We start from the raw sequence: 23587 nt of genomic DNA, 5'->3' as shown, positions 1-23587 counted from the left end.
CCGAGGATGAGTCTCCCAGAATTCTGGTTTCTCCTGATCGCGGTGCTGTTCACCGGCTATTTCGTGCTGGAGGGCTTCGACTTCGGCGTCGGCATGCTGATGCCGATCATCGGTCGCGGCGACGAGCAGAAGAAACGGACCGTGCTCAACACCATCGGCCCGGTGTGGGACGGCAACGAGGTGTGGCTGCTCACCGGCGGCGGCGCCATGTTCGCCGCCTTCCCGGAGTGGTACGCCAGCCTGTTCTCCGGGTTCTACCTGGCGCTGCTGCTCATCCTGGTCGGGCTGATCGCGCGGGCCTGCGCCATCGAGTGGCGCGGCAAGATCAACGATCCGCGCTGGCGCACCTGGTGTGACGTGGGCATCGCGCTCGGGTCGTGGATTCCCGCGCTGGCCTGGGGTCTGGCCTTCGCGAACATCGTGCGCGGCGTGCAGCTCAACGAGCACAGGCACATCCAGGGCACGCTGCTCGACCTGCTCAACCCGTACGGCATTCTCGGCGGGCTGGCCACGCTGCTGCTGTTCCTGCTGCACGGCGCGGTGTTCATCGCCCTGAAGACCGGCAGCGAGGTGCGCGACGACGCCCACCGCATCATCCGGCTGATCTTCGCGCCCACCGCGGTGGTGGTGGCGTGCTTCGGCATCTGGACCCAGCTCGCCCACGGCAAGGGCTGGACCTGGATTCCGCTGGCGCTGGCCGTGGCCGGGCTGGTGATGGCGGGTCTCGCCGCCCTCCGGGGCCGGGACGGCTGGGCCTTCACCGGCACCGCGGTCACCATCGCGGCGGCCACCGTGCTGCTGTTCGGGTCGCTGTTCCCGAATGTGCTGCCGTCCACCATCAATGACGCGTACAGCCTCACCGTCGACGGCCGCGGCGGCACCGTGGCGGCGTCCTCGACCCACTACACGCTGGTGGTGATGAGCTGGGTCGCGGTGGCCCTGGTCCCGATCGTGCTGATCTACCAAGCTTGGACGTACTGGGTGTTCCGCAAGCGGCTCACCGTGGAGCAGATCCCGGCCTCGATCGGGCTGCCCATGGAACCCGCGAAGAGCTGAACGGAGCGGGCGCGCCGGACGTGATGTCCACAGGCCCGGCGCGCCCGTTCGCAGAGGAGATCGACCATGGCACGACCGGTGGACCCGCGACTGTGGCGGCACGCTCGCTCCGCCCGCAGGTATCTCGGGCTGAGCGTGGGGCTGTCGCTGGTCACCACGGGGTGCATCGTGGTCGCGGCGCTCGCGCTGGCGCGGGTGCTCGCGGGGGTCATCACCGAACCGGACCAGCGCCGTATCGGCTCCTGGACCGCCGAACTGGTGATCTTCGCGGTCGCGATCGGGTGCCGGGCGGCCGCCACCTGGTGGCAGTCACGGCTCGCGCACCGGGCCGGGGCGCAGGTGGTCGCCGAACTCGAGACCGCCGCACTGGCAGCCGGGGCCCAGCTCCCGCCGCGGGAATTGGAGCGCCGCCGCACCGAACTCGCGGTCGTGGTCGGCTCCGGATTGAGCGGGCTGCGCGCCTACCTCGCGGGCTACCTGCCCGCCCTGCTGCTGGCGCTGCTCGTCCCACCGGTGGTGCTGGCCGTGATCGCGATGCACGACTGGGTCTCCGGCCTGATCATCTTCGTCACCCTGCCGCTGATCCCGATCTTCATGATCCTCATCGGCCTGCTCACCCAGGGGAAATCCGCCGGCACCCTGGCCGCCACCACCCGGCTCTCCGACCAGCTCCTCGACCTCTTCGCGGGCATGCCGACCCTGCGCGCGCTCGGCCGCGAGACGGGACGCGCGGACAGCGGTGGGGGAGACGGCGATTCGCCGCGCGGCATGGCGGGCCGGGTCCGCGAGCTCGGCGATGTGCTGCACCGCCGGACCATGTCGGCGCTGCGCCTGGCGTTCCTGTCCTCGATGGTCCTGGAAATGCTCGCCACCCTGTGTGTGGCCCTGGTCGCGGTCTCCATCGGCATGCGCCTGGTGTTCGGCCACATGGGCCTGTACGCGGGCCTGCTGGCCCTCATCCTCGCCCCCGAGGTCTACCTCCCGCTGCGCGCCGTCGGCGAACGTTTCCACGCCGCCCAGGACGGAATGGCCGCCGCCGACAAGGCTTTCGCCATCCTCGAGCCGGACACCGCGCCGACCGCCGACGCGAACACCGATGCGGCATCCGCGGCGCCGACGCCCGTGCCGGCCGCACCCGAGCAACGGAACCTGCACGGCCACATCGACATCCGCGAACTCGCCGTGCGGTCCCGCGACGGATACGCACCCGAGGGGCTGTCCGCGGCCCTCCGGCCGGGCACGGTCACCGTCCTGACGGGCCCGAACGGGTGCGGCAAATCGACCGCGCTGCAAGCCGTCCTGGGCCTGCTCACCCCGGACGCCGGAAGCGTTCTCGTCGACGGCATACCCGTCTCCGACCTGGACCCCGACCAGTGGTGGTCTCACATCGCCTGGCTGCCCCAGCGCCCCGTCCTCGTCCCCGGCACCCTCCGCGCCAACCTCGAACTCCTGGGCCCCCCGTCCGGCCCCGACCAGGTCGACGCCGCCTGCGCCGCAACCGGTTTCGATGCCGTCCTGGCCACCCTCCCGTCCCGCTGGGACACCGTGCTCGGCGCCGGCGGCATCGGCCTCTCCCTGGGCCAGCGCCAGCGCCTCGCCCTCACCCGCACCCTCGCCGCCCCACGCTCGATCCTGCTCCTGGACGAACCCACCGCCCACCTCGACGACGCCTCCGAGACGACGGTTCTCGCGGCCCTGACCGCCCGCGCTCGCGCCGGAGCCACCGTCGTCGTGGTCGCCCACCGCCCCTCCGTTCTCGCCATCGCGGACCACGTGGTCGAAGTCCGGGCCACAACCACGGCGCGGTCCGAGCATGAACCACAGTCGGATACGACGGCCGCTGCTCCGCGGCAATCACAGGCGGCGACGAACTCGGCTGCCGAGCTCGGCGGCAACGCCGCGCCAGGGTCTTCCGGCGCATCCGCCGGAACAGGGATCGAAGGGTCAGCCCCCGCTCCGGATCCGGGCGCCGGCGGACCCGCGCCGGAAACCGCTGCCGCCGAGTCGATATCGGGTCCGCGAGCGGATCCCAGTCCCCGTCGAGCGGATGGGGGCGCACTCGGCCGAGCCGGGAGCGGCGCGACCGGGAGCGCGGGCGCGGTGAGCTCGATGGAGGTGTCGGCGCGATGAGGGCGGTACTGGCAGATTTTCGGCGGATTCGGGAGCTGCTCGAGCTGTCGCGGGGACGGATGGCGCTGTCGGTGGGGTGGGGGGTGCTGGCGCTCGGGAGCGGGCTCGGGCTGGCGGCGTTGGCGGCGTGGCTGATTGCGCGGGCGTGGCAGATGCCGCCGGTGCTGGATCTGAGCATTGCGGTGGTGACCGTTCGGGCGCTGGGTATTTCGCGCGGGCTGTGCCGGTATCTGGAGCGGCTGGCCACTCACGATGTGGCGCTGCGGTCCATGAGCACCGCGCGGACCACGACCTTTCGGACGCTGGCGGGTGCGGACATCTGGCGGTTGCGGCGAACCGGGTCGGTGGACGGCGATGCCGCCGGACCGGCGGACGCGGAAGACGAAGCCCGGCAGGGGGATCCGACGAATCTGCGGCGCGGTGAGCTGCTCGGCCGGGTCATCAGCGATATCGACGATCTCGGGGCCGTGGTGGTGCGCGCGTTCGTCCCGATCGCGGTGGCGCTGATCCTGTCGCTGCTGGCCGTCGGACTGCTGGCGAGTATCTCGGTGCTCGCGGCGGTGATTCTGGCCGTGGCGCTGGCCGTTTCGGGCATCATCGCGCCGTGGCTGTCGGCGCACGCGGCCCGGGAGGCGGAGCTCGCGGTGCGGACCGATCGCACCGAGTTCACCGCCGAGGCGCTGACCGTGCTGGACCACGCGCCCGAATTGCGGGTGGCGGGCCGGCTTTCCGAGGCGGTGGGCGCGGCCGCCGCGGCGGGGCAGCGGGCGGTCGCGGCGGAGGATCGGGCGGCGGCGCGCAGCGCGTGGGCCGCGGCGGTGCTGCCGCTGTCCATCGGGGCGAGCGTGCTGGGCGCGCTGCTCATCGGAATCGTGCTGTACGGCAGCGGTTCTCCGATCCCGACCGCCGGCTTCCAGACCGTGCCGCCGGGCGGCATCACTCCGATGGCGTTCACCGTGCTGGTCCTGGTGCCGCTGTCCGCCTTCGAGGCCGTGGCGGTGCTCCCGGCCGCCGCGCAGGCCCTCACCACCGGCCGCGCCGCCCTGCACCGCCTGGATCGGCTCGAGCACGGCGAATCCGAGGCGCCCGCACCGCATCTCCCCGCGCTGCCGCCGGGCCGCCGGATCGCCGTGGTCGGCCCCAGCGGCGTGGGCAAGACCACGCTGCTGATGTCCTGGGCCGGGCTCTTCGAGACGCCGCGCCCGGGCGTCACCTTCTTCGCCGAGGACGCGCACCTGTTCGGCACCACGGTGCTGGAGAACCTGCGCGTGGCCCGCGGCGACCTCACCCCGGGCGAGGCCGAATCCGCCCTGCGCGCGGTCGGAGCCGGCGACTGGCTGGACTCCCTCCCCGACGGTGTCGAGACCGATCTGGTCGGCGGCGCGGCCGCGGTCTCGGGCGGTCAGCGCCGGCGCCTGCTGCTGGCCCGCGCCCTGCTCGCCCCGGCCCGCGTACTGCTGCTCGACGAACCCACCGAGCACCTGGAGGCCGAAGCCGGCGCCGAGCTGCTGCGCCGCCTGCTCGACGAGTCCAGCGGCCTGGTGGAGCGCGACCGCACCGTGGTCGTCGTCACCCACCAGCTGCCGCCGGACACGAAGGCGGACACCATCGTTCGCGTCGAGCCGGGCGGAACCGTAGCCATCGCTCGATCTATTCCCACAACGCCGGCCTGACCTGCGATTTCGCAATCCGAGAAAATACGTTGCCGCCACTGGCCCATCCGACTAATTTCGTCGGTACACAGGAAGGAGGTGGTTCGAGAATGATTTCTAGGACGCGTGAGGTGGCTGCCAGCTAGGCGCTACCGCTGCAATCGGATTCCGATCGCGCGAGCCCTCGCGAATCCAAGGCAGTCACCCGGCCCCCGAGTTACGGTCCGTCCGACCGGACCCACGTGAACGTTGCATCCGTGGGTACAACTCGGGGGCCGTACTGTTCCGCCTCCCCCGCGACTTCAGCGGCCGGCTGAGAAGCCGTCCCGGTCGGCATTCCGTGCCTGCGTCGGGTGCCGAAACAATTTTGGGGGTACCTCAGGAGGTACCCCCATCGCTGCGAAATCGGTTGTCGCTTCGAGAATCGACCGCTAGCCGATGTACCGCTGCAAGCGCGCCGAGAGCCGCGGCTCCAGTGCGCCGTCGGCGGCGATGCGCTCCTCGACGTAGCCCAGGTCGCCGCCCTCGACAATGCCGTAGAGCCGCTTCGCGCCGCCCACCACGATGCCGGACTGGCTGCGGATCACCACGTCGGTGGCCAGCTCCCAGGAGGACTGGGTGAGCGCCTGGCCGTAGAACAGCTCGACAATGCCGGTGGAGTGGGTGAGCAGCAGCTCCAGCACCTCGTCGTCACCGTCGATGCCGACCCGCCAGAAACCGCTCTCCCGCAGATCCGGGCCCGCGTACTCGCCCTGGGCGTCCAGCTTCCAGGAGCGCGCCTCCCAGGTCAGGTAGTCGCCGCCGTCGTGCGAGACGACGATCTGCTGACCGAAGCGGTAGTCGCCGGTCTCGAAATCATTGCCCTCGCCCTCACCGCGCCACACGCCGACCAGCGGCAGCAGCGCGAGCATGGAGGAACTCAGATCCGGGCCCAGCCGCAGGTTCGCGGTATCGACGGGCAACGGCAGATCGGGGAGCGTCGGAACGTTCAGCGACCCGGTCGACTTGGCACGCTCGGCCGCGTCCGCGACCGCCTGGTCGCCGCTGCGCCGGGAGGCGGCAGCATCAGCGGGCTTCGCGCCCTCGTCGTCGCGAACGATCGGCGTCGACGACGACGAACCGTTGGCCACTCCGTTTTCGATGTTCTCGTGGGCCGGATCTGTCACGACTCGGTGAACAGGCGGTAGAGGACGTACAGACCGAACCAGGCGATCAGCACGGAGACGAGAACCAGCAGAATCTCGAAGGTAAGCACCACGTCTGGGAGTCTAATCGCACCGCCGGGATCACGTGAAAACGACCCCGGGAAAAACTCCGGCACGCACGAGAACGGCCCCGGGATCACGAATCCCGGGGCCGTTCTTGATGTTTCGCTTACTTGGCGACGCTGACGTCCACGTTGTGGATGCCGGCGCCCTCCGGCGACACCTCGACGGTGCCGTTGCCGGACGCGGACAGCGCGCGCAGGGTCCACGTGCCCGGCGCCGCGAAGAAGCGGAAGTCGCCGGTGCCCGAGGCCACGACCTCGGCGGTGAAGTCGCCGTTGCCGTCCAGCAGGCGGACGAACGCGCCACCGACGGTCTGGCCGTCAGCGGTCAGGACGCGGCCGGTGATGACCGTCTCCTTCTCGACGTCGACATTGGCGGGCAGGGCCTGGCCCTGGGTAGGTGCTGCACACATAGGTAATTACGCTCCCAACTCGATCGGTGCACCGACGAGGGACCCGTACTCGGTCCAGGACCCGTCGTAGTTCTTGACGTTCTGGTGGCCCAGCAGCTCCTGCAGCACGAACCAGGTGTGCGAGGAACGCTCACCGATGCGGCAGTAGGCGATGGTCAGCTTGTCGCCGTCCAGCCCGGCCTCCTTGTAGATCTCCGCCAGCTCGGCGTCGCTCTTGAAGGTGCCGTCCTCGTTCGCGGCCTTGGACCACGGCACGTTGATGGCGGTCGGGATGTGGCCCGGACGCTGCGACTGCTCCTGCGGCAGGTGCGCGGGGGCCAGGATCTTGCCCGAGAACTCGTCGGGGGAGCGCACGTCGACCAGGTTCTTGACGCCGATGGCCTCGATGACCTCGTCGCGGAAGGCGCGGATGGACAGGTCCTGCGCGGCGGCCTTGTACTCGGTGGCTGCGCGGTCCTTGATCTCCTTGGTCAGCTCACGGCCGTCCAGCTCCCACTTCTTGCGACCGCCGTCGAGCAGCTTGACGTCCTGGTGGCCGTACAGCTTGAAGTACCAGTAGGCGTAGGCCGCGAACCAGTTGTTGTTGCCGCCGTACAGCACCACGGTGTCGTCGTTGGCGATGCCACGCTCGGACAGCAGGGCAGAGAACTGCTCCTGGTTCACGAAGTCGCGGCGAACCTGGTCCTGCAGGTCCTTCTTCCAGTCGAGACGCACGGCGCCCTCGATGTGTCCCAGGTCGTAGGCCGAGGTGTCTTCGTCGACCTCGACGAGGACCACGCCCGGGGTGTTGAGGTTCTCTTCGACCCAGTCTGCGGAGACCAGGACATCGGAGCGAGCCATGTTGTTCCTTTCGATGCGGTGCCGGTACAGGCGTTGCGTTCGTGTGGTTGAGGGATGGACGGTCGGGGGTCAGACAGAGGAGTTCACGGAGCTGGTCGAGGTCGGGACGGTGCTGCCCGGGGCCGAGCGGAACCGCCCGACCAGCGGATAGATCTTGCAGCCCAGGCAGATTCCGAAGGCCGCGTTGAGGAAGGCCGCGAACAGCGCGAATCCGGTGAAGATCGCGCCCGCCACGGGGCTGCCGGCCGCGAAGCCCAGCACGCCCAGCACCGCGAAGGCCAGGCCGACCAGCTGCGCGAACCGCAGCGGCGCAACGGGTTCCAGCTCGGTCGGCGCACCGACGCGCGGGGCGACCACGGCGGCGTAGACCCGGCCGTACGGGCTCCGGCGCGGACCGTAGGCCGCACCCACGCCGAACACGATGGCCTGCAGCGCCAGCAGTACGGCGGCGGCGGGAACCGAGACGGCGGCGAGGATCAGAACGAGGGCGAGCACCGCGGTGGTGATCCAGGCGGCGAAGCGGGGGCCGCGAACATCCACCTGCCCTGCGGGTGATGTGCTCGGATGAGGGTTCGACATGGGAGTACTCCTGCGCTGAAGGTGTATTGGCCAGATCGCCGGAGGATCGAAACGATCTCTCGACAGCGGGACAAATCCGGTCGGCGACAGAGGAATACGAAAGGCCGACCGGCTAGCGGCACAGGCAGCAACAACCACCGAGCCGGCACAGGTCTACCGTGCGGCGTCGGGTGAGCATCAGCTCGCGGTTGGATTGCACGAGAGGGAGTTTACCCAATTTTCGGGGGAAATTGGACCCGGGGTCCGTAATGCTGATCACTCAGCGGAGCCGGCGACCGTTAAAGGGGCCAATGACGTGCGCAGATCCGCCGCTTTCGGAACGCCGGAGATACGGAAGCGTTCCAATCCTCGAGAATCCAATCCGAAAGTGGTGGGCAGCGAGAGCACGTTCAGCTCGCGTGCCAGCTCCGGATACGCGTCGATGTCGACCTCGAGATCCAGCGGCGGCAGCTCGGCCGACTCCAGCTCGCCGACCACAGAGGCGACCACCCGGCGCACCGCCGCGCACGGGCCGCACCAGTCGGCCGAGAAGTGCAGCACGGTGGGCCGTCCCGGGATCACGCCGGCCGCGGCCAGCAGCGCGGCCCGATTCGATTCGGGCTCAGGCGGATTCGCCGCGGCCGCGGCGCGCACGCGACCCTCGTTGCGGCGCACCAGGATTCCCACGCCGGTCGCCAGGACCAGCATGACCACCAGGATTTCGATCGCGATCATTGTTTCTGCAACCTGTCCAGGTCGACGATCGCATTGCGGCCGGCGCCCTCCACCACGATCTGCCCGCCGCTGGCCTGGACCCGGGTCGGGACGATGCCGAACGGCATGTTCTTGGTGTCGAGGGTACGGGTGAAGCGGGCCAGCACCGCGGGCCGGTCCTGCTCGGGGATGACGATCCGGTCCTGGTCGGGCAGCACCGAATCGGTGTCGGCCTGCAGATCCCGGCCCGCGATGGCGGTGGCGGTGATCCGCACCTCGTCGCCCACCAGCCGCAGATCGGCCAGCACGTGCACCTTCTTCTTCGTCACCTTCTCGCCGCCGTCGCCGCGCGGATCGGTGACCGCGACGGTGTCGGCGTCGGGGCCGACCGGCACGGTGCCCTCCAGGATGATGGTGCCCCCATTGGTCGTGGGGACACTGCCGGAACCACCGGAGCCGTCCGACTTGTCGGTGGGCGGGCCGAAGACCTGCAGGTCCGGAATCTTGAACAGCCGGCCCAGCTCGGTCGGCTCGATGCGCATGCGGGCCTGCACCTCGTCCACCGGAACCTGGCCCACATTGCCGTCGACGAGATTGCGCATCGACAGATGCACGCCGGTCAGATTGGCCTCGACCGTGATCCGGCCGGGAATGTCCGGGCGCATGGCGCGGGCGCGGACATCGATGTTTCCGTACTGGCCGTCCAGCGCCTGGGCGACGAACGGGTGCCGCAGCGACTCGTGGATGGTGATCTCCGGATCGGCGCTCAGGTCCGAACCGGTCCGCAGCAGTCGCGAGACCCGGTACTCGGAATACGCCGCTACCCCGAAATCGAGTAGGACGGCCAGCCCTGCCAGGCAGAGCAGTCCGATGAGCAGCCTCCGGAAACGCATAGCTGCACCCTAATAGGGAGGAGTGTCGTTACCACCCGCCGACGTCCGACTCGGGCCGGTCGCGGCCCGGTGAATGACAGGTGAATCGGAACCGGACCGGACCGAACGGTTGCGACGGCCGGGCGGAATACGAGGGTGTCGGCCGAGACACGCTAATGTAGGCAGCGATTACCTGTGATGACCTGCATGAGGTAGTGGCGGACAGTGCGGTAGCCACACACATGCCAGATGGGATGGAGGGCCCCCATGGAGCTGCTCCTGCTGACCTCCGACCCCAACCCCGAGTCGGTGTTGCCGTCGCTGGCGTTGCTGCCGCACCACGTGCGACCCGCGCCGACCGAGGTGGCATCGCTGCTCGAGGCGGGTTCCGCTGACGTGGCGCTGGTCGATGCCCGCACCGATCTGGCCGCCGCGCGCGGACTGTGCCGTTTGCTGGGCAGCACCGGATCGTCGGTGCCGGTGGTGGCCGTGCTGACCGAGGGCGGTCTGGTCGCGGTGAACGCGGACTGGGGACTCGACGACATCCTGCTCCCCGGCACCGGGCCCGCCGAACTCGACGCCCGGCTGCGCCTGCTGGTGGCCCGCAACGGCGGGGTCGCCAGCCCGGAGAACACCGGCAAGATCACCCTCGGCGAGCTGGTGATCGACGAGGGCACCTACACCGCCCGGCTGCGCGGCCGCCCGCTCGACCTGACCTACAAGGAGTTCGAACTCCTCAAGTACCTGGCGCAGCACGCCGGCCGGGTGTTCACCCGTGCCCAGCTGCTGCAGGAGGTCTGGGGCTACGACTTCTTCGGCGGCACCCGCACCGTGGACGTGCACGTGCGGCGCCTGCGCGCCAAGCTGGGCAGTGAATACGAGTCGCTGATCGGCACGGTCCGCAATGTCGGCTACAAGGCGGTGCGCCCGGCGCGCACGGCCGGCAAGGGCGACGCGGTCACCTTCCCGGACTCCGACGGTACCGACGACTCCGAATTGACCACGGCGAACGGCGCTCTCTGATGACCTCCTGGACCGACCGCCTGCCCGCCGAGACCGCCGCGCAGGTGCGGGCGGTCCTGGAGCGCGCCACCGCCGCCGACGGTGTGGCACCGGTATCCGAACAAGCGGTGCTCTCGCTCGGAAATGATTCGCCCGCACGACATCTGGTGGACATCCGAGATGGCGCGGTCGCCGGGTACGCGAATCTGGTTCCGGCCCATGACGAGCATCCGGCCATGGCGGAGGTCGCCGTGGATCCGGCGGCCCGCGGGAACGGGATCGGCGCAGGTCTGGTGGCCGCCGCACTGGCCGCGGGCGGACCGGGTGCGCGGGTCTGGGCGCACGGTGACCTGCCGCCCGCGCGGGCGGTGGCGGCCCGGTTGGGCTTGTCCGTTTCGCGTGAATTGTGGCAAATGCGAAGAGAATTGGCTAATTCGGAGCTACCGGAATTGACGGTGCCCGACGGACTCGAACTGCGCACCTACGCAGGGCCTTCCGACGATGCCGAACTGCTGCGTGTGAATAGCGCCGCCTTCTCCTGGCATCCCGAACAGGGTGGCTGGACCGAGCGCGATATCGACACCCGCCGCGCCGAATCCTGGTTCGATCCCAAGGGCCTGTTCATCGCCGTGGATCCGGCGCGGCCGGACCGTGTTCTCGGATTCCACTGGACCAAGGTGCATTCCGACGAGACCCCGCCGATCGGTGAGGTCTACGTGGTCGGCATCGACCCGGATGCGCAGGGGCGCGGCCTCGGCCGGCTGTTGACCCTGGCGGGTCTGCACTATCTGCGGGACCGCGGTCTCGGCGCGGTGCTGCTCTACACCGAGGGCGACAACACCGCGGCCGTCCACACCTACACCCGGCTCGGTTTCACCCGATTCCACAGCGACGTCGCCTACTCGAGCGCGACCTGAAATCCGTTCGGCAACAGTGCGGCTAATGTCACATCCGGTGTGCCGCAAAGAGGGTGGGTTGTTCATCTCTCGTTCACCTGTGCTGGTCCAACTGTCAACCAGGTGCCCTTACGTTGCAAGTGGGCCGCAGACCGCTGCCCGGTGCGCTAGTTCGCAGCGAACAGCCGCCAGATCGCGCCCGTCCGACCGTTGAGGGGTTGGACGTGCAATCGTGATTCCCGGAGGAATAGGTGAATCTCAAGCGCAGCAGCGCCCTGCTCGGTGTGTTGGCCGCGGCCGGTGCCCTGACTCTGTCCGCGTGTGGCAGTGACAACAACAGCACCACCAACGGCGCCGCCAAGATCGACGTCGCGTGTGGCGGCAAGTCGTCGCTGAAGGCCAGCGGCTCGACCGCTCAGAAGAACGCGATGGACCGCTTCGTCGCCGCCTACCAGGCGAACTGCAGCGGGGCCAAGCTGGACTACACCGGCTCGGGCTCCGGCGCCGGCGTGAACGAATTCATCGGCAACCAGACCGATTTCGCCGGTTCGGACTCGCCGCTGGACAGCGCCAAGGGTGAGACCGACAAGGCCGCCGCCCGCTGCGGCAGCCCGGCCTGGAACCTGCCGGCCGTCTTCGGCCCGATCGCCGTCGCGTACAACATCCCCGGCATGGACGACCTGGTCCTGGACCCGCCGACCCTCGCCAAGATCTTCTCCGGTGACATCACCACCTGGAACGACCCGCAGATCAAGGCCCTGAACACCAACAAGGCCGACAAGCTGCCCTCGGACAAGATCGGCGTGATCTTCCGCTCCGACGAGTCGGGCACCACCGACAACTTCCAGAAGTACCTGACCGCCGCCGGTGGCTACACCAAGGGCGCGGGCAAGGCCTTCAACGGTGGCGTCGGTGAGGGCGCCAAGGGTTCGGACGGCACCTCGGGCGCGGTCGCCAACACCAAGTTCACCATCACCTACACCGAGTGGTCCTTCGCCAAGGCGCAGAAGCTGTCCACCGTGCGCGTGCTGACCACCGCCACCTCCAACGACCCGAAGCCGGTCGAGCTGACCGCCGAGTCCGCGGGCAAGGCCGTCGACGCCGCCAAGGTCAAGGGTGAGGGCAACGACCTGGTGCTGGACAACAGCTCGATCTACAAGCCCACCGCCGCGGGCGCGTACCCGATCATGCTGGCCACCTACGAGATCGTCTGCTCGAAGTACAGTGACGCCGACACCGCCAAAGCCGTCAAGGCGTTCCTGACCTCGGCGGTCGGCAACGGCCAGACCGGTCTCGCCGACGCCGGCTACGTGCCGCTGCCGGACGCGTTCAAGACCAAGCTGACGACCGCGATCAACGCCATTCAGTGATCGCCTGATCGAAAAACCACGATGACCGTGCACGACGAAGCTGCATCCTCGGGTCTGTCCGTTTCGACGGACCCGAGGGATGACCGTGCCCAACTGCCGGGGGATACTGCGCTGATGCCGACCGAACCCAGCACCAAACCGGCCGCGGGGCGCGGCGCACCCACGAAGTTCGGCGCGGAGTTCGCGTTCCGCTCGGCGGCCACGGCCGCCGGCGGGATCATCGTCGCCGCCATCGCCCTGATCGCACTGTTCCTGCTGATCCGGGCGTGGCCTTCGATCATGGCGAACAAGGCGAACTTCTTCACCACCACCGAGTTCAACGTCAAGGACGAGAACAACCTGCGCTTCGGCATCAAGGACCTGTTCATGGTCACAGTGCTGAGCTCGGTGTTCGCGCTGGCGATCGCCGTGCCGATCGGTGTGGGCATCGCGCTGTTCCTGACGCAGTATTCGCCGAAGGCGCTCGCGCGGCCGTTCTCGATCATCGTGGATCTGCTGGCGGCCGTGCCGTCGATCGTGTTCGGTCTCTGGGGTCTGCTGGTCGTGGCCCCCAAGCTGGGGCCCTTCCAGGACTTCCTGAACAAGAATCTGAGCTGGTTGTTCCTGTTCTCCGACGGCAATGTCAGCATCGCCGGTGGCGGCACCATCTTCACCGCCGGCGTGGTGCTGGCGGTGATGATCCTGCCGATCATCACCTCCGTCAGCCGTGAGGTCTTCGGCCTCACCCCGCGCTCGCAGATCGAGGCCGCGCAGGCGCTGGGCGCCACCAAGTGGGAAGTGGTGCGCCTGACCGTGCTGCCGTTCGGCCGCTCGGGCGTGATCGCCGGTTCCATGCTCGGCCTGGGCCGCGCGCTCGGTGAGACCATCGCGGTCCTGATCGTGCTGCGCACCTCGACCAAGGCCGGCCACTGGTCGCTGTTCGACGGCGGCTACACCTTCGCCTCCAAGATCGCCTCGGCCGCTTCGGAATTCAGCTCGAAGCTGCCGACCGGCGCCTACATCGCCGCCGGTTTCGTGTTGTTCGCTCTGACGTTCGTCGTCAACGCACTGGCTCGGCTGGCGGCCGGCGGGAAGGTCAACGGATGACCACCACACTCGACAAGCCGATCAAGGCGCCGACCTTCCGGCATGTCAGCGTCGCCCGCCGGCTCAAGAACAATGTCGCCACCGGCCTGGTCTGGCTGTGCTTCGGCCTGGCCCTGGTGCCGCTGCTCTGGGTGCTGTATGTGGTGATCCAGAAGGGCGCGAAGGCCGTCGCCAATATCGACTGGTGGACCAAGTCGCAGAACGGTGTGCTGCCCGATCAGCACGCCGGCGGTGTCTACCACGCCATCTACGGCACCATCGTGCAGTCGGGCATCGCCGCGATCATCGCGGTGCCGCTCGGCATCATGGCCGCCGTCTTCCTGGTCGAGTACGGCCGGGGCTGGCTGGCCAAGACCACCACCTTCATGGTGGACATCCTGGCCGGTGTGCCCTCGATCGTGGCCGCGCTGTTCATCTTCGCGCTGTGGATCGCCACCTTCGGCAACCCGCAGAGCGCCTTCGCGGTGTCGCTGGCCCTGGTGCTGCTCATGCTGCCGGTGGTGGTGCGCAGCACCGAGGAGATGCTCAAGCTGGTTCCGGACGAATTGCGGGAAGCCTCTTACGCTCTCGGCATTCCGAAGTGGAAAACCATTGTGCGGATCGTGATTCCGACCGCCGCGCCGGGCATGATCTCGGGCATGCTGCTGGCCGTCGCCCGCGTCATGGGTGAGACCGCGCCGGTGCTGGTGCTGGTGGGTTACTCGAAGGCCATCAACTTCGATGTCTTCAACGGCAATATGGCCTCGCTTCCGCTGCTGATGTACCAGGAGCTGTCGAATCCGGAGCCCGCCGGCCGCGAGCGTATCTGGGGTGCGGCGCTGACCCTGATCCTGATCATCGCGCTGCTGTACCTCGCCGCCGCGGCGGTCAACAAGCTGCTGACGCGGAACCGATAGAAGGAAAGACTGATGGCCAAGCGAATTGACGTCAAAGACCTCAATATCTACTACGGCAAGTTCCATGCGGTCGCCAATGTCGGGCTGACGGTGCTGCCGCGCAGCGTGACCGCGTTCATCGGTCCGTCCGGTTGTGGCAAGTCGACCGTGCTGCGCGCGCTCAACCGCATGCACGAGGTGACCCCGGAGGCCCGCGTCGAGGGTGCGGTGCTGCTCGACGGCGAGGACATCTACGGCGCCCAGGTCGATCCGGTCGGCGTGCGCCGCACCATCGGCATGGTGTTCCAGCGGCCGAACCCGTTCCCCACCATGTCGATTCGCGACAATGTGGTGGCGGGCCTGAAGCTGCAGGGCATTCGCAACAAGTCCCAGCTGGACGAGGTGGCCGAGCAGTCGCTGCGCGGTGCGAACCTCTGGAACGAGGTCAAGGACCGCCTGGACAAGCCGGGCGGCGGTCTGTCCGGTGGTCAGCAGCAGCGTCTGTGCATCGCCCGCGCCATCGCGGTGTCGCCGGACGTGCTGCTCATGGACGAGCCGTGTTCGGCGCTGGACCCCATCTCCACGCTCGCGATCGAGGATCTGATCACCGAGCTGAAGAAGGAGTTCACCATCGTCATCGTCACCCACAACATGCAGCAGGCCGCGCGTGTGAGTGACCAGACCGCCTTCTTCAATCTGGAGGCGCAGGGCAAGCCGGGCAAGCTCATCGAGATCGACGAGACGGAGAAGATCTTCTCCAACCCGTCGCAGAAGCAGACCGAGGACTACATCTCGGGTCGCTTCGGGTAAGAACAGACTCGCCCGCCTCTCCGTGTCTTCAGTGCACGGCTGAGAGCCGTGGGCGATCGTGTACGCGTGCCGCCGGTTGGTAGCCGAACCAATTTCGGGGGTACCCGGGGAGTTACCCCGGTCGGCATGAAATCAGTTGTCACGAACCATTCGGCGTCAGGAAGCGGTCCGGCTCTCGCAGGCTGGGCCGCTTCTTCTTTTTGTCGTGGCTCAGGCCGGAACGTGTCGTAGGTCATATCTCCTGAGCGTGCCATTGTGTGCAACTGTCGGTAACAGTTAATCTGGCCTGGTTGGTAAACCGATTGGTTTAGTAAGGAGGTGTCGGATGACCGTCTCAACGGCGAGCCCGGGATCCGGACAGGCCGCGGCGGAACTGCCGCAGCGGGCCAAAGTGGCGGCCCTGATCGCCATCTGTCTCGCGGAATTGCTGGTGGTCCTGGACAACACGCTGGTCAATGTGGCCCTGCCGTCCATGGCCGTGCAGCTGCAGGCCGACATGAGCGGCCTGCAATGGATCGTGGACGCGTTCACCCTGGCCTTCTCCGGCCTGCTGCTCGCCATGGGACACCTCGGCGACCGGTTCGGGCGACGGCTGTTCATGATCATCGGACTGAGCGGCGTCGCGGTCATGTCCGCCGCCGGCGCACTCTCCTCCGGCCTCGGACAGGTCATCGCGGCCCGCGCCGGCATGGGCGTGTTCGCGGCCGTGGTCTTCCCGGCCACGCTGGCGCTCATCACCAATATCTTCACCGCGGCCCGCGAACGCGCCGCCGCCATCGCGCTGTGGACGGCCATGGCCGGCATCGCCGTCGCCATCGGCCCGACCGTCGGCGGCTGGCTGCTCGAGTACTTCTCCTGGCACTCGGTGTTCTGGATCAACGTCCCCGTGGCGCTGGTGGGCATCGGGGCGGTGCTGGCCACCGTGCCGGAATCCCGTGCCGACCAGGTGGATCGGCTCGACCGCATCGGCATCCTGCTGTCCCTGGCCGGGGTGACCGCGCTGGTGTGGTCCATCATCGAGGCCCCCAAGCACGGCTGGTTCGCGACCGAAAGCCTTGCGGGCTACCTGCTTTCGATCGCCCTGCTGGCCGCGTTCGTGGGCTGGGAGCTGCGGGTGCCCGCGCCGGTGCTGAACATGCGGCTGTTCCGCAATCGCCGCTTCGCACTGCCGTCGCTGGCCATCACGGCGTCCTACTTCTCGGCGTTCGGCTTCCTGTTCCTGATCACCCAGTACTTCCAGGGCGTGAAGGAGCTCTCACCGCTCGAATTCGGCATCCACTCACTGCCTTTCGCGGTGGCGGTGGGCTTCGGCGCACCCCTCGCGACCATGCTGGCGCAGCGGGTGGGCACCACGGCCATGCTGGTGTCCGGGCTGCTGATCCTGGCGGTGGCCATGTACATCGCGGGCCGGACCACCGTCGAAACCCCTTATCTGGGACCGGTTGTGGTGTCCATGATCCTGATGGGCCTGGGCTTCGCGGTGGTGCAGGGGCCGGCGACCGAATCCATCATGGGCGCGGTGCCGATCGAGGAGGCGGGGGCGGGCTCGGCGGTCAACGACACCACGCGTGAGGTGGGCGGCGCGCTCGGGGTGGCCCTGCTGGGCTCGATCATGACCTCGGTCTACGCCGGGAAGATCGGCGGCCGGATCGACGCGATTCCCGCGCAGATCATGAACGCCCAGCAGAAGGAACTGGCGGGCAATACGCCCATCAGCATCATCGGGATCGTGAAAGCGCCGGTGAATCCGCTACTGGCGCAGGCGAAGGCGGAGCTGATCCACGCCATGAAGGTCGCGGCCATGCAGGGCGCCGAGGCCGCGTCCTCTGTCGCGGTCGGCACCCTGGTGGTGTGCGCGGTCATCGTGGCCGCGACGCTCCCGTGGCGCCCCGAACGGGGTCGATCGATCCTGATGGGCTGGCGCGAGTCCGGCGAGGACTGACCCGCACCGAATCGAGGGAGTTCCGGGGTGCGCCCCGGAACTCCCTCGCTCGTCGTCCTAGATGCTTTCCTTCTCGGAATCCGGGTCGGGCGGCAGCACGCCGGTGACCAGGAACACCACGCGACGCCCGATCTCGACGGCGTGGTCGGCGAAGCGCTCGTAGTAGCGGCCCAGCAGCGCCACGTCCACGGCCGCCGCCACGCCGAACTGCCAGTCGCGGTCCATGATCAGCGTGAACAGGTGCTTGCGCAGGTCGTCCATCGCCTCGTCGTCATCGGTGAGCTTGGCGGCCCGCTCGGGATCGCGGGACTCCAGCACCTCCTTGGCGGTGGCGCCCATCTTGACCGCGACCCGGCCCATCTCCGCGAAGTAGCTGTTGACGGCCTCCGGCACGGCGTGCGCCGGGAAGCGCCGCCGGGTCATCTTGGCCACGTGCAGCGCCAGCACGCCCATCCGGTTCACATCGGCGACGATCTGAATCGCGCTGACCACCTGCCGCAGATCACCGGCGACGGGGGCCTGCAGGGCCAGCAGCGCGAAGGCCTTCTCCTCGGCCAGCTGGATCATCTCGGCGATGCGGTCGTATTCGGTGATCACCTGCTCCGCGAGCTCGAGATCGGCGGTGAGCAGGGACTGGGTGGCCCGCTCCATCGCCGATCCGGCGAGCCCGGCCATGCCGCCGAGCAGATCGGCGAGCTCGGCCATTTGTTCGTTGTAGATGACACGCATGATTCAAGACATTAGTGCGGACCGCTGACCAAGTCACCAACTGCGGGTTAACCGTCGGTGCCGGTCGGCTCCAGCGCCGATGCCGCAGTTCCGGCCAGTGGGACGCGCGGTCACTTACACAGGTCGTCGGCGGCGTTGACGTGCTCGAGATCGGACGGAAGTGTGACCGGAGCCGCACTGGGTCCGCCGGAGTCGGTCGGCGTGTCGGGCAGCGGCTGCCCGAAGGCGGTGGGCGCCTTCACGGTGCCGGTGAAATCGGAACCGGCGACCACTTCGACAATGCTGCCCAGCCCGCCCGCCGGTTCCAGGATGGCGCCCGGAATGGCGCTGGCCACCGTCCCGGCCTCGGCCTCGTGGCCACTGGAGTAGCGGACCTTGGTCCTGGGCGAGGTGCCGTCGGCGTAGTTGCCGGTGCTGTAGATCTGGAAGCCCTGCGCGGCCAGCTTGGTCGCCGTGGTGCTCGCGATGCCCGCCTGGCCGGAGCCGTTGGACACCTGCACCGAGAAGGTGCTCGGATCCACCGCAGCCAGCTTGGGCTTGGCCACGGGCGCGGCGCCGGCGCTGGGCGGGGGGTCGGTCTTCTTCTCGCCGGGCAGCGGCTGGTCGTCGATGACGGCGCGGAAGATGGCCTTGATATCCGATTCGCGCGGGATCTCGTTGCCGTAGGAGGTGGTGCCCGCGGTGGGGACGGTCAGGAAGGTGATGGCCCCGGCCTGCATCTTCTGCATCGAACGGCCCAGTGTCAGCAGGTCTTTGGTGCTGACGTTGTCCATGAAGGAGTGCTTGGCGAAGGCATCGATGAAGCCGTTGAGCTTGCCCGGATCGAAGAGCACCTTGCTCGACAGCGCACTGCGCAGCAGCGAGGACAGGAACCGCTGCTGCCGGTTGATGCGGTCGTAGTCGCTGCGCTCCTCGCCGTACACGTGCCGGGCGCGCACGTAGTCCAGTGCGGTGGAACCGTTCACGACCTGCCTGCCCGGCGTGGTGAGCACGGTGCCGAGGATCTCGTCGACCAGCGGCTTGGTGGTGCACACCTCGACGCCGCCGACCACGTTGACCATGGATTCGAAGCCGGAGAAGTCGATGCCGACGAAGTGGTTGATCTTCAGGCCGGACAGTTTGGTGATCACCTTGGTCAGGCACTTGGGCCCGCCGAGGGCGTAGGTGGCGTTGAGCTTGTCGCCGTCGGCGGCGGGGAACTTCTCGCTGCTGTAGGCGGCCTTGTCGTTGTCCCAGCCCTCGCAGACCGGGCGGGAGACGTCCAGGTCGCGGGGGAAGGAGACGGCGACCACGCGGGACCGGTTGGCCGGGATGTTGACCAGCATGACGGTGTCGGAGCGCGCGCCCTCGGCGTCGTCCACGCTGCCCGCGCCGAGGCTGCCGTTGGCGCCCGCGCGGGTGTCGGTGCCGACGATGAGGAAGTTCTCGTCACCGGTCTGGCCGTCGGCGTCGACCACGTCGGGTGAGTTGTCGTCGAGTGCGGAAACCTGCTGGAAATTGTTGTCCTTGGCACGCAGGTAGCTCCAGCCGGTGCCGGTCACGATGAGCGCGATGACGGCGACGACGGCGAGCGTGGCGCGGCCGGCCAGCCGCAGCCGCCGGTTGCGGCGGCGGCGCGTGCTCGAAATCCATTTGGCCGGTGCGGGTCCCACGGCCGCCGGGAGCGCGGTGGTCGGATAGTCGGCGGGCGACTTGACCTTTCGCGCGAGCAGCGCCCGGGTGCGGGCGGCCGCGCCGGTTGCGGCCGGGGGCGGCGCGGTATCGGTGACCGGGGGTAGTTCCACGGTGACCGGATCCGCGGTCGGGTCGGCCGGGCGCGCGCCGCGATTGCCGGGTGCGTTCGCGACCCGGCGGAGGTGGCTGGTGTCGCGCACGGTGCGCTGGGACCCGCTGTTCGCCGCGGGCTGCGCGCCGGTCGAGGCCGCCGGCTGTGATCCGGTGGCGGGCACGGGAGCCGGTGGTGCTGCCGGTTGCGGCGGCATGGGTGCCGAGCCGTTCGGCCCGGGGGTTTCGCGGCTCGCCTCGGCCGCGGGTTCGTTCGGGGTTTCCGTTTCGGCGCGGCGCCGGCGGCGGGTCTGGCGTTCGCTGTCCACGCGCTCGACCAGGTCCTGGACCGAAATGGATGCGGCGGCAGCGGGTTCGGCGTCGTCGTTGTGCCGGGAGCGGCGGCCGGTGCGCGCCGGATCGTCCCCGTCCGCGGGGTAGCGCTCCCAGGGGGCGCGACCTCCGGGTCGTGGCGTACGCCCGTACCGATCGTCACCCACCAACGAACCTCACTTTGCTTCTGATGCCGAGGGCCATGATAACGATTTCGCCACGACGGACCACTCGAACGTATGTCCACCGCAGGCGGGGACGGTTTTTCCGGTTTGTCGGGTATGTCGCACACCCGGTTGGGCACGCTTCGCAAAGTGTGCCAGGGCGTCGCCACAACGCCCGGGAGCTGCGCCGGGCGGTGATCGGATCGAACTCGAGACGGGGAGCGATCAGCCGGCGCTGTCGATGACGCAGCCGCCGCGGTGCGTGGCTCAGCCGCCGCTGTGCATGACGTCGGCCGCGGTGGGCACGGTCGCGTCCTCGGGATCGTCGAGCCAGCCGTCGGGGAGGGCCACCTTGGTCTGCGGGGAACCCTGGCGTCCGCGCGGGCCGAGCGCGTCGGCCGGGAACGGTACGTCCGGCTCCAGCTGCCCGACCAGATCCGCGATCTGCGCCAGGCTGGTCACGGTGGCGAACTGCCGGCGCAGCGCCGACCCCACCGGGAAGCCCATCAGGTACCAGGCCATGTGCTTGCGGATATCGCGCATGGCCTTGTCCTCGCCGTCGTGCTCGACGAGCAGCGCGGCGTGCCGGTAGAGGATCTCGCCGACCTTGCCGAGGGTGGGGCCCTCCGGAATGGGCTCGCCGCGCAGGGCGGCGCTCAGCTCCGCGAACAGCCAGGGCCGGCCCAGACAGCCGCGGCCCACGACCACGCCGTCGCAGCCGGTCTCGGCCATCATCCGCAGGGCGTCGTCGGCGGTGAAGATATCGCCATTGCCCAGCACCGGGATGCTGGTCACGGTCTCCTTGAGCCGGGCGATGGCGGACCAGTCCGCCTGCCCGGAGTACAGCTGCGCTGCCGTGCGGGCGTGCAGCGAAACCGCCGCGGCGCCTTCGGATTCGGCGATGCGGCCGGTGTCGAGGTAGGTGTGGTGCTCGTCGTCGATGCCGATCCGGAACTTGAAGGTGACCGGCACATCGCCTGCGGCCGCGACCATTTCGCGCACGATCTCGCGGAACAGCCGCCGCTTGTAGGGCAGCGCCGACCCGCCGCCGAGGCGGGTGACCTTGCGCACCGGGCAGCCCAGGTTCATGTCGATGTGGTCGGCCCAGCCTTCGCCGACGACGATGCGCACCGCCTCGCCGAGGGTCTTGGGGTCGACGCCGTAGAGCTGCATGGACCGCGGCGACTCGTCCGGCCCGAAGGCCATCATGTTCAGCGTCTTCTCGTTGCGCTCCACGATGGCGCGGGCGGTGATCATCTCGCACACGTACAGCGAAGTGGCGCTTCCGAATTCGCGGCACAAGGTGCGGAAGGCGACATTGGTGATGCCCGCCATCGGGGCCAGCACGACCGGCGGATCGAGCGGGTAGGGCCCGATCCGCAGCTCGGTCTTGGGGGCTTCGAGCGAGGCAGTCACATCGTCCAGTCTCTCATCCGCGTGCTCGCGGCCAGAGCCGCGTACCGCCCGCAGTGCCCGCGGTCACATGGGTCACCACATACGCAGGCCGCGGCGGCGCACCACGGCGACCGCGAGCACCGTGCCGGCCAGCCACACCGCGAGCCCGACCCCGAGGTGGATCGCACTGCGCAGTTCGCCCGGCATCGAGCGGCCCAGGTGGTAGCCGAGGATGGCACGTTGCTCGCCGTCGATCGGCGCGACGAAGTAGTAGAGCCCGTACGGCAGGACCAGGTGGGTCAGCCAGGGCAGCGTGCTGCGCCAGTCCCGGCGCGCCGCCCAGCGCTGCCCCAGCGCGCGGGGCGGCACCGCGAGCAGCGCCGACACGATATTGCCCACCCCGAGCCAGGCCAGGATCGGCAGCGCCACATCGGTGACCGAAACCCCGGCCTGCTGCATCGGATGCGCGCTGGTCTTGGCGGTGAGCACGGCCGTGGCCAGCAGCGTCGGCAGTCCCACGATGATCAGCAGCGCGAGGTTCTTGACCACCAGGATGCGCTGCACCGGCACCCCGGCGGCCAGGCTCAGCCGGGTCCGGTCGGCGTCCACGCCGAGCACATTCGTGGTGGTGACGTCGGCGAGCACGAAGGTCGCGAAGTAGACGCCGACCAGCACCACCCAGCCGTGCTTGTGCAGGGTGAGCGGCGAGATCAGCAGAAAGAGCCCCGACAGCACCACATTCGCGCCGACGCCCTCGAGCCACAGCGCGGGTGGGGTGAACGACCAGCGCACCTCGCCCGCGACCTGCCGCCACAGCGGCCGTCCGGGCTGGATCGGGCTGGGGGCGGGATGGCGGCGCTCGGTGTGGAACTGGGTGAGCGCGCGTTCCCGCACGGCCAGCAGGGTGCCGCGCATCGGTTCAGTCCAACGAGTCGGCAAAGTCGCCTATCCGGGCGGCCACGGCGCCGGGCAGCCGTCGTGGCAGATGGTGGCCACCCCCACTGATCAGATCGATTCGGGCACAGGGCAACTGCTCGCACAGTGCGTGGGAGGTGGAGATCGGCACGACCTTATCGGCGGGGTCGGCGAGGATCAAGGCCGGCACGCGGATGTCCGCGAGCCGCGCCGTCCACCGGTCCAGCGTGTCGAACATTTCGCGCTGTTCGGTCAGGAAACTGCGCCACACCGGACCGTGGCGGTGGTGCACTCCGGCGAGCAACGCGAGCGCGGTCCCGGCGGCGGTCCCGGCGGGGCTGTGGTCGAGGCCCTTGCGCGCCAGCCACGGCAGCACCGCCCATGCGGTCAATGCCAGCGCGGTGCCGGCGTACGGCGCGGCCAGCAGTTCGTCCCAGGCGGTCAGGCACCCCGGCCCCACACTGGAGACCAGTACCAGTCCGCGCACCCGGTGTGGCGCGAGCGTCGCGGCCGCCAGCGCGACCGCCCCGCCGTACGAATGTCCGGCCAGGACGGCACTGCCGATGCCCTCGTGGTCCAGCCGGTCGAGCAGCCAGCGGGCATTGTCCTCGATGGACCCAGCCGGTTCCGGATTGTCACCGTATCCGGGGCGGTCCAAGGCCAGCGCGGTGAGCGATCCGGGCAGCCGGGCGGTCACCGCGTCCCAGTCGGACCGATCGCCCGGTTGCCCGTGCAGCAGCACCACATTCGCCGTGCGGACCCGGGTGTCGAGGCTCATGCAGTCATGATCGGGCCCGCGGGCCC

20 protein-coding genes and 1 pseudogene are annotated in these 23587 nt (G+C 69.0%); 10 read left to right on the top strand and 11 right to left on the bottom strand.

Annotation, left to right across the window (positions count from 1 at the left end; genetic code table 11):
* The first annotated feature begins 6 nt into the window (after nt 1-6).
* The 3 genes and pseudogenes from cydB (at nt 7) to ABZV44_RS02620 (ending at nt 4859) form a co-directional block, all read left to right on the top strand.
* Nucleotides 7-1056, top strand: a complete 1050-nt coding sequence (gene cydB / locus ABZV44_RS02630) for a cytochrome d ubiquinol oxidase subunit II (protein WP_354830986.1) — start codon at nt 7-9, stop codon at nt 1054-1056.
* A gap of 66 nt (nt 1057-1122) precedes the next feature.
* Nucleotides 1123-2847, top strand: a pseudogene (cydD, locus tag ABZV44_RS02625) (thiol reductant ABC exporter subunit CydD); the annotation flags it as partial.
* A gap of 335 nt (nt 2848-3182) precedes the next feature.
* The gene (locus ABZV44_RS02620; protein WP_354830983.1) at nt 3183-4859 is read left to right on the top strand and encodes an ATP-binding cassette domain-containing protein; all 1677 of its coding nucleotides are present in this window, start codon (nt 3183-3185) and stop codon (nt 4857-4859) included.
* 410 nt (nt 4860-5269) lie between these two features.
* On the opposite strand, the gene ABZV44_RS02615 is transcribed toward ABZV44_RS02620, so the two are convergent.
* The 6 genes from ABZV44_RS02615 to ABZV44_RS02590 all read right to left on the bottom strand — a co-directional run bounded on the left by ABZV44_RS02615 (nt 5270) and on the right by ABZV44_RS02590 (nt 9523).
* Nucleotides 5270-5938 (bottom strand): FABP family protein, encoded by a 669-nt coding sequence (locus tag ABZV44_RS02615; protein ID WP_354831633.1) that lies wholly within the window; start codon nt 5936-5938, stop codon nt 5270-5272.
* Nucleotides 5939-6212: 274 nt separating this feature from the next.
* A complete protein-coding gene (locus tag ABZV44_RS02610) occupies nt 6213-6518 on the bottom strand; it encodes a DUF1416 domain-containing protein (protein WP_354830981.1) in 306 nt (101 codons plus the stop codon).
* 6 nt (nt 6519-6524) lie between these two features.
* Nucleotides 6525-7358 carry a sulfurtransferase gene (locus ABZV44_RS02605; protein WP_354830980.1) on the bottom strand — a complete coding sequence of 278 codons (834 nt, stop codon included), beginning with the start codon at nt 7356-7358 and terminating at the stop codon, nt 6525-6527.
* A gap of 69 nt (nt 7359-7427) precedes the next feature.
* Nucleotides 7428-7937: a DUF4395 domain-containing protein gene (locus ABZV44_RS02600; RefSeq protein ID WP_354830978.1), complete on the bottom strand. Its 510-nt coding sequence runs from the start codon at nt 7935-7937 to the stop codon at nt 7428-7430.
* Nucleotides 7938-8192: 255 nt separating this feature from the next.
* Nucleotides 8193-8651, bottom strand: coding sequence for a thioredoxin family protein (locus ABZV44_RS02595; protein WP_354830975.1), 459 nt, complete (start codon nt 8649-8651; stop codon nt 8193-8195).
* Entirely contained in the window at nt 8648-9523 is an 876-nt protein-coding gene (locus ABZV44_RS02590) for an LmeA family phospholipid-binding protein (RefSeq protein ID WP_354830973.1), read from the bottom strand. Before ABZV44_RS02590 ends, ABZV44_RS02595 begins: the two co-directional genes overlap by 4 nt.
* A gap of 246 nt (nt 9524-9769) precedes the next feature.
* Between ABZV44_RS02590 and ABZV44_RS02585 the strand changes: the two genes are divergently transcribed.
* The 7 genes from ABZV44_RS02585 to ABZV44_RS02555 all read left to right on the top strand — a co-directional run bounded on the left by ABZV44_RS02585 (nt 9770) and on the right by ABZV44_RS02555 (nt 17483).
* Entirely contained in the window at nt 9770-10525 is a 756-nt protein-coding gene (locus tag ABZV44_RS02585; RefSeq protein ID WP_040854884.1) for a response regulator transcription factor, read from the top strand.
* The gene (mshD, locus tag ABZV44_RS02580) at nt 10525-11421 is read left to right on the top strand and encodes a mycothiol synthase (RefSeq protein ID WP_354830969.1); all 897 of its coding nucleotides are present in this window, start codon (nt 10525-10527) and stop codon (nt 11419-11421) included. Before ABZV44_RS02585 ends, mshD begins: the two co-directional genes overlap by 1 nt.
* A gap of 230 nt (nt 11422-11651) precedes the next feature.
* A complete protein-coding gene (gene pstS, locus ABZV44_RS02575; protein ID WP_354830968.1) occupies nt 11652-12770 on the top strand; it encodes a phosphate ABC transporter substrate-binding protein PstS in 1119 nt (372 codons plus the stop codon).
* 114 nt (nt 12771-12884) lie between these two features.
* A complete protein-coding gene (pstC, locus tag ABZV44_RS02570; protein WP_354830965.1) occupies nt 12885-13856 on the top strand; it encodes a phosphate ABC transporter permease subunit PstC in 972 nt (323 codons plus the stop codon).
* The gene (gene pstA, locus ABZV44_RS02565; RefSeq protein WP_354830962.1) at nt 13853-14752 is read left to right on the top strand and encodes a phosphate ABC transporter permease PstA; all 900 of its coding nucleotides are present in this window, start codon (nt 13853-13855) and stop codon (nt 14750-14752) included. Before pstC ends, pstA begins: the two co-directional genes overlap by 4 nt.
* Before the next feature lie 12 nt (nt 14753-14764).
* Entirely contained in the window at nt 14765-15541 is a 777-nt protein-coding gene (pstB, locus tag ABZV44_RS02560) for a phosphate ABC transporter ATP-binding protein PstB (protein WP_040854892.1), read from the top strand.
* 325 nt (nt 15542-15866) lie between these two features.
* Entirely contained in the window at nt 15867-17483 is a 1617-nt protein-coding gene (locus ABZV44_RS02555; RefSeq protein ID WP_354830959.1) for an MFS transporter, read from the top strand.
* A gap of 57 nt (nt 17484-17540) precedes the next feature.
* On the opposite strand, the gene phoU is transcribed toward ABZV44_RS02555, so the two are convergent.
* The 5 genes from phoU to ABZV44_RS02530 all read right to left on the bottom strand — a co-directional run bounded on the left by phoU (nt 17541) and on the right by ABZV44_RS02530 (nt 23561).
* Nucleotides 17541-18212 (bottom strand): phosphate signaling complex protein PhoU, encoded by a 672-nt coding sequence (gene phoU, locus ABZV44_RS02550; RefSeq protein WP_354830957.1) that lies wholly within the window; start codon nt 18210-18212, stop codon nt 17541-17543.
* Between the two features lie 110 nt (nt 18213-18322).
* Entirely contained in the window at nt 18323-20476 is a 2154-nt protein-coding gene (locus tag ABZV44_RS02545) for an LCP family protein (RefSeq protein WP_354830955.1), read from the bottom strand.
* Nucleotides 20477-20740: 264 nt separating this feature from the next.
* Nucleotides 20741-21889 carry a tRNA dihydrouridine synthase DusB gene (gene dusB / locus ABZV44_RS02540; protein ID WP_354830952.1) on the bottom strand — a complete coding sequence of 383 codons (1149 nt, stop codon included), beginning with the start codon at nt 21887-21889 and terminating at the stop codon, nt 20741-20743.
* A 72-nt stretch (nt 21890-21961) separates the two neighbouring features.
* On the bottom strand, nt 21962-22783 hold the full coding sequence (locus tag ABZV44_RS02535) for a hypothetical protein (protein ID WP_354830949.1): 822 nt from the start codon (nt 22781-22783) through the stop codon (nt 21962-21964).
* 4 nt (nt 22784-22787) lie between these two features.
* Nucleotides 22788-23561 (bottom strand): alpha/beta hydrolase, encoded by a 774-nt coding sequence (locus ABZV44_RS02530; RefSeq protein ID WP_354830946.1) that lies wholly within the window; start codon nt 23559-23561, stop codon nt 22788-22790.
* Between the last annotated feature and the right edge of the window lie 26 nt (nt 23562-23587).

This window comes from Nocardia sp. NPDC004860, assembly GCF_040609015.1.
Taxonomy (GTDB): Bacteria; Actinomycetota; Actinomycetes; order Mycobacteriales; family Mycobacteriaceae; genus Nocardia.
The sequence above is the reverse complement of the archived record's forward strand: the minus strand, read 5'-3'. Positions and strand labels throughout refer to the sequence as shown.

What these genes read in the sequence shown, in the direction of transcription:
- cydB (WP_354830986.1), top strand. Translation starts at nt 7, where the DNA reads ATGAGTCTCCCAGAATTCTGGTTTCTCCTGATCGCGGTGCTGTTCACC.
- ABZV44_RS02620 (WP_354830983.1), top strand. Translation starts at nt 3,183, where the DNA reads ATGAGGGCGGTACTGGCAGATTTTCGGCGGATTCGGGAGCTGCTCGAG.
- ABZV44_RS02610 (WP_354830981.1), bottom strand. Translation starts at nt 6,518, where the DNA reads ATGTGTGCAGCACCTACCCAGGGCCAGGCCCTGCCCGCCAATGTCGAC.
- ABZV44_RS02605 (WP_354830980.1), bottom strand. Translation starts at nt 7,358, where the DNA reads ATGGCTCGCTCCGATGTCCTGGTCTCCGCAGACTGGGTCGAAGAGAAC.
- ABZV44_RS02600 (WP_354830978.1), bottom strand. Translation starts at nt 7,937, where the DNA reads ATGTCGAACCCTCATCCGAGCACATCACCCGCAGGGCAGGTGGATGTT.
- ABZV44_RS02595 (WP_354830975.1), bottom strand. Translation starts at nt 8,651, where the DNA reads ATGATCGCGATCGAAATCCTGGTGGTCATGCTGGTCCTGGCGACCGGC.
- ABZV44_RS02590 (WP_354830973.1), bottom strand. Translation starts at nt 9,523, where the DNA reads ATGCGTTTCCGGAGGCTGCTCATCGGACTGCTCTGCCTGGCAGGGCTG.
- ABZV44_RS02585 (WP_040854884.1), top strand. Translation starts at nt 9,770, where the DNA reads ATGGAGCTGCTCCTGCTGACCTCCGACCCCAACCCCGAGTCGGTGTTG.
- mshD (WP_354830969.1), top strand. Translation starts at nt 10,525, where the DNA reads ATGACCTCCTGGACCGACCGCCTGCCCGCCGAGACCGCCGCGCAGGTG.
- pstC (WP_354830965.1), top strand. Translation starts at nt 12,885, where the DNA reads ATGCCGACCGAACCCAGCACCAAACCGGCCGCGGGGCGCGGCGCACCC.
- pstA (WP_354830962.1), top strand. Translation starts at nt 13,853, where the DNA reads ATGACCACCACACTCGACAAGCCGATCAAGGCGCCGACCTTCCGGCAT.
- pstB (WP_040854892.1), top strand. Translation starts at nt 14,765, where the DNA reads ATGGCCAAGCGAATTGACGTCAAAGACCTCAATATCTACTACGGCAAG.
- ABZV44_RS02555 (WP_354830959.1), top strand. Translation starts at nt 15,867, where the DNA reads ATGACCGTCTCAACGGCGAGCCCGGGATCCGGACAGGCCGCGGCGGAA.
- phoU (WP_354830957.1), bottom strand. Translation starts at nt 18,212, where the DNA reads ATGCGTGTCATCTACAACGAACAAATGGCCGAGCTCGCCGATCTGCTC.
- ABZV44_RS02535 (WP_354830949.1), bottom strand. Translation starts at nt 22,783, where the DNA reads ATGCGCGGCACCCTGCTGGCCGTGCGGGAACGCGCGCTCACCCAGTTC.
- ABZV44_RS02530 (WP_354830946.1), bottom strand. Translation starts at nt 23,561, where the DNA reads ATGAGCCTCGACACCCGGGTCCGCACGGCGAATGTGGTGCTGCTGCAC.